At 68.7% G+C, this 9263-nt stretch carries 6 protein-coding genes; 4 read left to right on the plus strand and 2 right to left on the minus strand.

All coding sequences use genetic code 11. The features are described 5' to 3' along the window. Together AC1DOC_RS08200 and AC1DOC_RS08205 are read right to left on the minus strand one after the other, a co-directional pair. Window positions 1-395 (minus strand): 2OG-Fe(II) oxygenase family protein (locus AC1DOC_RS08200; RefSeq protein ID WP_478129644.1); only part of this gene is annotated, 395 nt, incomplete at its 3' end. Next, a complete protein-coding gene (locus tag AC1DOC_RS08205) occupies window positions 364-2721 on the minus strand; it encodes a helicase C-terminal domain-containing protein (protein ID WP_478129645.1) in 2358 nt (785 codons plus the stop codon). The genes AC1DOC_RS08205 and AC1DOC_RS08200, both read right to left, overlap by 32 nt. A gap of 135 nt (window positions 2722-2856) precedes the next feature. Here AC1DOC_RS08205 and AC1DOC_RS08210 point away from each other — a divergent pair, with 135 nt between their 5' ends. The 4 genes from AC1DOC_RS08210 to AC1DOC_RS08225 are packed head-to-tail and all read left to right on the plus strand — an operon-like array spanning window position 2857 to window position 9029. After that, window positions 2857-6366, plus strand: a complete 3510-nt coding sequence (locus AC1DOC_RS08210) for a response regulator (protein ID WP_478080822.1) — start codon at window positions 2857-2859, stop codon at window positions 6364-6366. Beyond that, a complete protein-coding gene (locus AC1DOC_RS08215; RefSeq protein ID WP_012747907.1) occupies window positions 6363-7217 on the plus strand; it encodes a CheR family methyltransferase in 855 nt (284 codons plus the stop codon). The genes AC1DOC_RS08210 and AC1DOC_RS08215 overlap by 4 nt, the downstream gene beginning before the upstream one ends. Further along, on the plus strand, window positions 7214-7819 hold the full coding sequence (locus tag AC1DOC_RS08220; protein WP_012747906.1) for a chemotaxis protein CheB: 606 nt from the start codon (window positions 7214-7216) through the stop codon (window positions 7817-7819). The genes AC1DOC_RS08215 and AC1DOC_RS08220 overlap by 4 nt, the downstream gene beginning before the upstream one ends. Continuing rightward, window positions 7809-9029 (plus strand): hybrid sensor histidine kinase/response regulator, encoded by a 1221-nt coding sequence (locus tag AC1DOC_RS08225; RefSeq protein WP_012747905.1) that lies wholly within the window; start codon window positions 7809-7811, stop codon window positions 9027-9029. The genes AC1DOC_RS08220 and AC1DOC_RS08225 overlap by 11 nt, the downstream gene beginning before the upstream one ends. The last annotated feature ends 234 nt before the right edge of the window (window positions 9030-9263 follow it).

Consider the following 9263-nt stretch of genomic DNA (forward strand, 5'->3'; position numbering starts at 1 on the left):
TCCTCGAAGTCCGGCACGTCGCGGTGCCAGCCGAGCGGCGTGCCGGGCCGGTATTCGGAGATCAGCATGTGGGCGAAATCCTCGGGCGCCATGCCCATCCACGCGGCCACCCGCGCACGCAGCGGGTGAAGCGCGGGCGGCATGGCCGCGCCGGGACGCAGCCGGTGCTTGTCGAAGTCGTAGCTGCCGCCAAAGCTGATGCCGCGGCGGCGCGCGGTGTATTCCTTGTAGCGCATCTCGCGCAGCTCGAAGCCCTGCACGAGCCGCAGCAGCTCGGCTTCCTCGGCGCGCGTGAGGAATTCGCGCTCGTAGCGCAGGCCCTCGATGGCGGCCGCGGGCGCCTCGCCGAACAGGTCGGGCTGGTCAGCGAACTGGATGTGCCTGGCTGAGCGCATCGATGATCTCTCCTTCGCCCGCGTGTGCCGGCCCGCCCAGCCGCAGCTCCCACCAGGGCGGCAGCAGCTGCCGGATCTCGGCGCGCGCAAAGCGGTCGTCCAGCAGGTGCAGCACGCCGCTGTCCTGCTCGGTGCGGATGACGCGGCCGGCCGCCTGCACCACCTTTTGCAGGCCGGGATAGAGGTAGGTGTATTCGTAGCCCTTGCCGAAGCGCGCCTGCATGCGCTCGCGCGTGATCTCGTTGAGCGCGTTGTGCTGCGGCAGGCCCAGGCTCGCCACGAAGGCGCCGATCAGCCGGCTGCCGGGCAGGTCGATGCCTTCGCCGAACGCACCGCCGAGCACGGCAAAGCCGATGCCCTGGCCGCCTTCCTCGAAGCGCGCGAGAAAGCCGTGGCGATCGGCCTCGGCCATGCCGCGCGTCTGGGCCCACACGGGCACGCCGGGGTGCCTGGCCAGGAAGGCCGCACAGGCCTTTTCGAGGTAGTCGAAGCTGCTGAAGAACGCGAGGTAGTTGCCCGGCATGCGCTCGAACTGCTCGCCGATGATCCCGGCCACGCGAGCGAGCGAGCCCGCGCGGTCGCGAAAGCGGGTCGACACGTTCATGGCCACCTCCACGCGCAGCTGCTGGCTGCGGAATGGCGAGGCCACGTCGAGCAGCATCGTTTCCGGCGGCAAGCCGAGCGCGTCGCGGTAGAACTCGAACGGCGACAAGGTGCCCGAGAAGCAGGTGACCGATGCGGCGTCCGCGAAGCGCGGCTCGAGGAACGGCGCCGGCACCAGGTTGCGGATCGCGAGGCTGCGCTGCTGCTGGGCGTGCGCGGGACCCAGCGTGCGCTCGAAGACCGAATGGTCGTCGAAGGCGTCGGCCAGCCGGGCGAACTGCAGCGCATCGAAGAAGAAGCGCTGCAGCGGGCCCTGGGCCGCATCGGGCGTGGCCGCAAAGTACTCGCCCATGGCCGTGTTGGCGGCCTGCAGCGTGCGCGCGAAGCGCTCGGGAATCTCGTCGGCGGTGTCGTAGGGCTCGGCCTGCGCCTGCTGCACCGTGTCCCATTCGCGGTACAGCCGGCCCAGCGCGCCGCGCACCGAGGCGGGAGCCACGCGGTGGGCCTCTTCGAGCGCGAGGCCGTCGAGCCGCGCCGTGTACATGCCGCGCGCGCGCTCCAGCAGGTTGTGCGCCTCGTCCACCAGCACCGCGGCGCGCCATTCGGCGTCCTTCATGGTGGCGTAGAGAAAGGCGCTGCCGTCGAAGTAGTAGTTGTAGTCGCCCACGATCAGGTCGCACCAGTGCGCCATTTCCTGCGCGAGGAAATAGGGGCACACGCTGTGCGCCAACGCAATTCTTCGCAGCGCCGGCCGGTCGAGCCGGGCGGCCTGCGCGGCTTCCTCGCGCGCGGCGGGCAGGCGGTCGTAGAAGCCCTTGGCCAGCGGGCAGGCATCGCCGTTGCAGGCGCGGTCGGGGTATTCGCAGACCTTTTCGCGCGCGGTGAGTTCGAGCACCCGCAGCTGCGCGCAGTTCTTGCCCAGCACGCCGACGGCCTCCAGCGCCACGGCCCGGCCCGAGGTCTTGGCGGTGAGAAAGAAGATCTTGTCGATCTTGCGCGCGGCCCGCGCCTTCAGCAGCGGAAAGATGGTGGCCAGCGTCTTGCCGATGCCGGTGGGTGCCTGCGCCATCAGGCAGCGCGCGTTCACGGCGGCGCGGTAGACGGCTTCGGCCAGTTCGCGCTGGCCGGGCCGGAACGAGCCGTGCGGAAATTCAAGCCGGCCGAGCGCATGGCCGAGCGCCGCATGGTGCGCAGCCTCGCTCTGCGCCCAGGCGCTGTAGCGCTCGCACAGCAGTTCGAAATGCGCCTGCAGCGCGGCCCGCGTGTGGGGCTCTTCCAGCACGGTTTCGTCGCCGGTGCCGAGGTCCAGGTAGACCAGCGCCACGGTGATGTGCTCGTAGCCGTGCATTTCGCAAAGCATCCAGCCGTAGCAGCGGGCCTGGGCCCAGTGCAGCGCCCGGTGGTTGCCGCGGATGGCGTCGAAGTCGCCGCGGAAGGTCTTGATCTCCTCGACGCGGGGTTCGCGCGGGTCGTGCCCGTCGGCACGGCCGCGCACCTGGAGCGCGCCGCAGCGGGAGACCAGCGGCACCTCGCTTTCATAGCCGTCGCCGCGCCGGCCCTGCACCAGCGCATGGCCGGCCATGCCTTCGAGCGCGCTGGGTGCAGGCACGAAGCGCAGGTCGAGGTCGCCGGCCWTGGCACCGAAGGCGCACAGGGCCTTGACGGAGACAGCGCGGGCATCGGGCGCGTCTTCGGTCGGCGGGGTGGAAAGGTCCGTGGTCACGGCTGATGCTGTATAAAACAACAGTATAACGAGACCACCGCACCAGGGGCAAAGGCGCTATCGGGCCTTTCTCCGACACCCGGCGCTCCAGAATTCGGCAAAACTTCAAAAGTTTTGCTTACAAATCTTGTTCGAATGAAAACGCCGACCGCGATCGACCCCGACGACTTCGACCGCCAGCTGAGCCGCAATCTCAAGTGGCCGCTGCTTGGCGGGGTGATCGGCGCGCTGGTGTTCGTCAGCCTGATCGTGTTCCTGCTGTTCACCATCAGCCGGGTCGAGCAGAGCGACCGCGTGACGCGCAGCGCCAGCGAGCTGCAAGGCCGCAGCATCGACATGGAAACCGGCCTGCGCGGCTTCCTGATCACCGGCGATGAAAGCTCTCTCGAGCCCTACCACCGCGCGCTGCCAAGGATCAAGAGCGACACCGCCGCGCTTCGCGAGCTGGTGCTGGACAACCGGCAGCAGGCGCAGCGGGTCGAGCGCATCGCGGCGCTGCAGGAGGCCTGGAACGGGTTCGCAGAAGACCTGATCGCGCTGCGCCGCGCCGGCGGCAACTACCCGCAGGCGGTGCGCCAGGGCCGGGGCAAGCAGCTGCGCGAGGACATGCGCGCCGAATTCACGGCCTTCATGGACACCGAGGAGGGCCTGCGCTACCAGCGCAACGAAGAGGTCAACCGCACGGCCTGGCTGGTGGTGGCCGTGTTCCTGCTGTTCACGCTGGTGTTCACCGGCATGGTGGCCTACTTCGGGCGCCGGCAACTCGTGCGGCTTTCGAACAGCTACGACGCGGTGCTGCGGGACCAGGCCGCGCATGCCGAGCGGCTGGCGCAGCAGGCTTGGCTGCGCAGTGCGCAGACCGAACTGGTGGGCGAACTGGTGGGCGAACTCAATGCCAACGACCTGGGCCGCAAGGTCCTGGCCTTCTTCTCGCGGCACCTGGGCAGCGCGGTCGGCGCGCTGTACGTGCGAGAGCGGCAAGGCACGCTGCGCCGCGCCGCGAGCTACGGTTTCTCGATGGAAGCCGAGGCCTCGCCGCAGGTGTTCTCGCCGACCCAGAGCCTGGTCGGCCAGGCGGCCGCCGAACGGCGCCGCATGCTCGTGGAGCCGATCCAGGCCGACTACCTGAAGGTCAATTCGGGCATGGGAGAAATGGCGCCCGCGGCGGTGCTGCTGGTGCCCGTGTCGAGCGACGGCATCGTGAACGGCGTGGTCGAACTCGGACTGCCGGCCGTGCCCGATGCGCGGACCAACGAACTGCTCGACCTGGTGGCGGAGGACATCGGCGACTCGCTCGCGGCGGCGCGCTACCGCGAGCAGCTGCAGGACGCCTTGGCCGAAACGCAGCAATTGAACGAGGAACTGCAGGTGCAGCAGGAAGAGCTGCGCACCGCCAACGAGGAGCTCGAGGAGCAGTCGCGTGCGCTGCGTTCTTCGCAGGCCATGCTGGAGAACCAGCAGGCCGAGCTGGAGCAGACCAACAGCCAGCTCTCCGAGCGCACCGAGGCGCTCGACCAGCGCAACGCCGCCCTGCGCCGCGTGCAGCGCGACCTGGAAGACCGCGCCGACGAGCTGCAGCGCGCCAGCCGCTACAAGTCGGAGTTCCTGGCCAACATGTCGCACGAGCTGCGCACGCCGCTCAACAGCGCGCTGATCCTGGCCAAGCTGCTCGCCGACAACCCGCAGGGCAACCTGAGCCCCGAGCAGGTGAAGTTCGCGGAATCGATCTACGCGTCGGGCAACGACCTGCTGGTGCTGATCAACGACATCCTCGACATCTCCAAGGTCGAGGCCGGCAAGCTCGAAGTGGTGGTCGAGGAGGTGGCGCCGGGCAAGCTCGCGCAGAGCCTGGAGAGCGCCTTCAGGCCGCTGGCTGCCGAGAAGCAGCTGGCCTTCCGCCTGGAAATGCAGCCCGGCACGCCCGCCACGCTGGCCACCGACCGCCACCGCGTCGAGCAGATCCTGAAGAACCTGCTTTCCAATGCGATCAAGTTCACCAACAGCGGCGAGGTGGCGCTCACCGTGTCGGCGGCTGCCAACGGCGGCGCGGTCTTCGCGGTGAGCGATTCGGGCATCGGCATTGCCCCCGAGCAGCAGGAGCTGATCTTCGAAGCCTTCCAGCAAGCCGACGGCACCACCAGCCGCCGCTATGGCGGCACCGGCCTGGGGCTTTCCATTTCGCGCGACCTCACGCGCCTCCTGGGCGGCACGCTCACGCTGCAAAGCCAGCCCGGACAGGGCAGCACCTTCACGCTGCAGCTGCCGGCCGCGGCGCCGCAGGCCTTGCCACAGGCTTCGCAGCAAGCAGGTCGGCCCCCTGCTGCTGCGCCCGCAAAGCCCGCAACGGCGGCGCGCGCGCCCTTCCCTACCGCGCACGCCACGCCCGCGGCACCCTCGCCGCCGGCTGCCGTGCCGCCGCCCTCCTTTGCCGACGACCGCACGCTGCCGCCCGACCAAGTGCGCCGGGTGCTCGTGATCGAGGACGAGCCGCAGTTCGCGCACATCCTCTACGACCTGGCGCACGAGCTGGGCTACCGCTGCCTGGTGGCCCATGGCGCGGCCGACGGCTTCGAGCTGGCGCACCAGTTCCTGCCCGATGCCATCCTGCTCGACATGCGCCTTCCCGACAGCACCGGGCTCGGCCTGCTGCAGCGCCTGAAGGATTCGCCGCAGACGCGCCACATCCCGATCCACGTGGTCTCGGCCGCCGACGACGCGCAGGCCGCCGCCCTGCACATGGGCGCCATCGGCTATGCGCAGAAGCCGGCCACGCGCGCCGAGCTGACGCAGGTGTTCGCCCGGCTCGAGGAAAAGCTCACGCAGAAGGTCAAGGCCGTGCTGCTGGTCGAGGACGATGCGCTGCAGCGCGAAAGCGTGATCCGGCTGATCGGCGACGAAGACATCGAGATCGCCGCCGTGGGCTCCGGCGAAGAGGCGCTCGAACTGCTGCGCAGGCGCGTCTTCGACTGCATGATCACCGACCTGCACCTGCCCGACATGCAGGGCAGCGAGCTGCTCAAGCGCATGGCGTCGGAAGAGATCGTTTCCTTCCCGCCGGTGATCGTCTACACCGGGCGCAACCTCACGCGGGGCGAGGAAGCCGAGCTGCAGCGCTATTCGCGCTCCATCATCATCAAGGGCGCGCGCTCGCCGGAACGCCTGCTCGACGAGGTCACGCTGTTCCTGCACAAGGTCGAGGCCGAGCTGTCCAGCGAGCGCCAGGGCATGCTGAAGGCGGCGCGCGGGCGCGACCGCATCTTCGAGGGCCGCACCATCCTTTTGGTGGACGACGACGTGCGCAACCTCTTCGCGCTCACGAGCGCGCTGGAGCAGCGCGGCGCCGCGGTCGAGATCGGCCGCAACGGCCGCGAGGCGCTCCAGAAGCTCGACCAGGCGCGCGAGATCGACCTGGTGCTGATGGACGTGATGATGCCGGAGATGGACGGCCTGGAGGCCACGCGCCGGCTGCGCGCGGACCCGCGCTTCGAGAAGCTGCCCGTGATCGCCATCACCGCCAAGGCCATGAAGGACGACCGCGAGCAGTGCCTGGCCGCGGGCGCCAGCGACTACCTGGCCAAGCCTGTGGATTTGGAACGCCTGTTCTCGCTTCTGCGCGTGTGGATGCCCAAAATGGAGCGGCTGTGAACCCCAATGCCGCATCCCTGCCCCTGCCATCCGCGCTGAGCAACACGGAGATCGAGCTGCGGCTGCTGATGGAAGCCATCTACCTGCGCTACAGCTACGACTTCCGCAACTACACCGTGGCTTCGCAGAAGCGCCGCGTGCTGCACGCGCTCGCGCAGCTCGGGCTGCCGAGCATCTCGGCATTGCAGGAGAAGGTGCTGCGCGATCCGCTGCTGTTCGGCCGGCTGCTCGAGTACCTGACGATTCCCGTGAGCGAGATGTTCCGCGACCCGGCCTACTTTCTCGCGCTGCGCCGGCACGTGGTGCCGATCCTGCACACCTATGCGTCCCTGAAGGTGTGGGTGGCGGGCTGCAGCACCGGCGAGGAGGTCTTTTCGCTGGCCATCCTGCTGCGCGAGGAAGGCCTGCTCTCCCGCACGCAGATCTATGCCACCGACATCAACCCCGCTTCGCTCGAGAAGGCGCGCCAGGGCATCTTCCCGATCGAATCGATCCGCGGCTACACGGCCAACTACCAGCGCGCCGGCGGGCGCAGCTCGTTCTCCGACTACTACACCGCGGCCTACGACGCCGCGCGCTTCGACCCGGCGCTGTGCGCCGACGTCATCTTTGCCGACCACAGCCTGGCCACCGACAGCGTCTTTGCCGAGACGCAGCTCGTCTCGTGCCGCAACGTGCTCATCTATTTCAACCGCGAGCTGCAGGACCGCGCGCTCGGCCTGTTCCACGAGTCGCTCTGCCACCGCGGCTTCCTGGGCCTGGGCGCGAAGGAGAGCATCGACTTCTCGAGCTATGCCGGGCGCTTCGACGCCCATTCGCAGCCGGAGCGCATCTACCGGAAGGCCACATGAAGCCGGATGCCCGCCCCTTCCCTGCGCGGCGCGTCGAGGCCGTGGTGGTCGGCGCGTCCGCGGGCGGCATCGAGGCGCTGCTGGCGCTCCTGCACGGCATTCCACCGCCGTGGCGGCTTCCGGTGGTGGTGGTCCTGCACTTGCCCGAAGGCCACCAGAGCCACCTGGCCGAGATCTTTGCCGAGCGGCTGCACATGCCGGTGCACGAGGCCGCCGACAAGATGCCGGTCGCGCCCGACAGCCTGTACTTCGCGCCGCCCGGCTATCACCTGTCGATCGAGCGCGATCGGTGCTTTTCGCTCAGCTGCGAACCGCCCGTGCACTTTTCGCGGCCGTCGATCGACGTGCTGATGGCCTCGGCCGCCGATGCCTACGGCCCCGCGCTCGCCGGGTTCCTGCTCACGGGCGCGAACGACGACGGCGCCGAAGGCCTGTTGCGCATTCACATGGCCGGCGGCCTCACTGCCGTCCAGGACCCGGAGGAAGCCCAGATTCCCACCATGCCCAGGGCAGCCATTGCCCGCCATTCCCCCGATCACGTGCTTGCCCTGCGCGAGCTTCGCACATTGCTGCTGCAACTGGAGTCCGCCCATGCCCATTGACGTCGAAAGCAAGCTGCTGATCGTCGATGACCTGCCCGAAAACCTTCTTGCGCTCGAGGCCCTGATCCGCGGCCCGGGCCGTGCGGTGTACCGCGCCTCCTCGGCCGAGGAGGCGCTTGCGCTGCTCCTGGACCACGAATTCGCGCTGGCCATCCTCGACGTGCAGATGCCCGGCATGAACGGCTTCGAGCTGGCCGAGCTGATGCGCGGCACGGAGCGCACGCGGCACATCCCGATCATCTTCGTGACGGCGGCGGGCCGCGATTCGAACTACGCCTTCCAGGGCTACGAAAGCGGCGCGGTCGACTTCCTCTACAAGCCGCTCGATCCGCATGCCGTCACTGGCAAGGTCAACGTGTTCGTCGACCTGCATTGCCACCGCAAGGCGCTGCGGCACGAGATGAACGCGCTCGCGGTGGCCAACCAGAAGCAGGAAGAACTGGTCCAGCAGCTGCGCCACACGCAGGGCGAACTCGAACGCGCGGTGCGCATGCGCGACGACTTCATGTCGATGGTCTCGCACGAGCTGCGCACGCCGCTCAACACCCTGTACCTCGAAACGCAACTGCGCCAGGTCCAGGTGTCCAGGGGCAAGCTGGAGTCCTTTGCCGCGGATCGCCTGCCCGCCATGATCGAACGCGACCAGCGGCAGATCCGCAACATGGTGCGGCTGATCGACGACATGCTCGACGTCACGCGCATGCGAAGGGACGCGCTGTCGATCCAGCCCAAGCCGGTCGACCTGGCCGCGCTCGCACGGGCCGTGGTGGAAGGCCTGAAGCAGCAGGCCGAGGCCGCGGGCTCTGTCATTGCATTGGAAGCGCCGGGCGAGCTGCGCGGCGTGTGGGACGAGTTCCGCATCGAGCAGGTGCTGACCAACCTGCTGACCAATGCACTGCGCTACGGCGGCGGCAAGTCCGTGGAGATGATGCTGTGGGAGCGTGACGGCACCGCGCACATCACTGTGCGCGACCAGGGCATCGGCATTGCGCCCGAAGACCAGGAGCGCATCTTCGAGCAGTTCGAACGCACCGACGACAGCCGCAAGCACGCGCCCGGCCTGGGCCTCGGGCTCTACATCACGCGCAAGATCGTAGGCCTGCACGGCGGGCGCATCGAGGTGGAGAGCCGGCCCGGCGAAGGCGCGCTGTTCCATGTCGAGCTGCCGCTGCAGGCTGCCGCCAAAACTGCGACGCAAGTGCGGGCGTAGGCGCCTTCCTACTGCACGGGAGGCGATTGGCCGGGATACTGGGTGGATACAACTTGCTTGAAAGCCTCCTCCCAGTGAACGTGCTGATCGTCGACGACAACGAAGCCGCGGCAGACCTGCTGCAGGAACTCCTGACGCTGCAGGACCATACCGCCCGCTGCACCTACACGGCGCAACAGGCCATGGATGCGGCGGCCGATGAGCGCTTCGATGCCGCGCTCATCGACCTCACGC

This window comes from Variovorax sp. 01T439_2 (genome assembly GCF_056398445.1).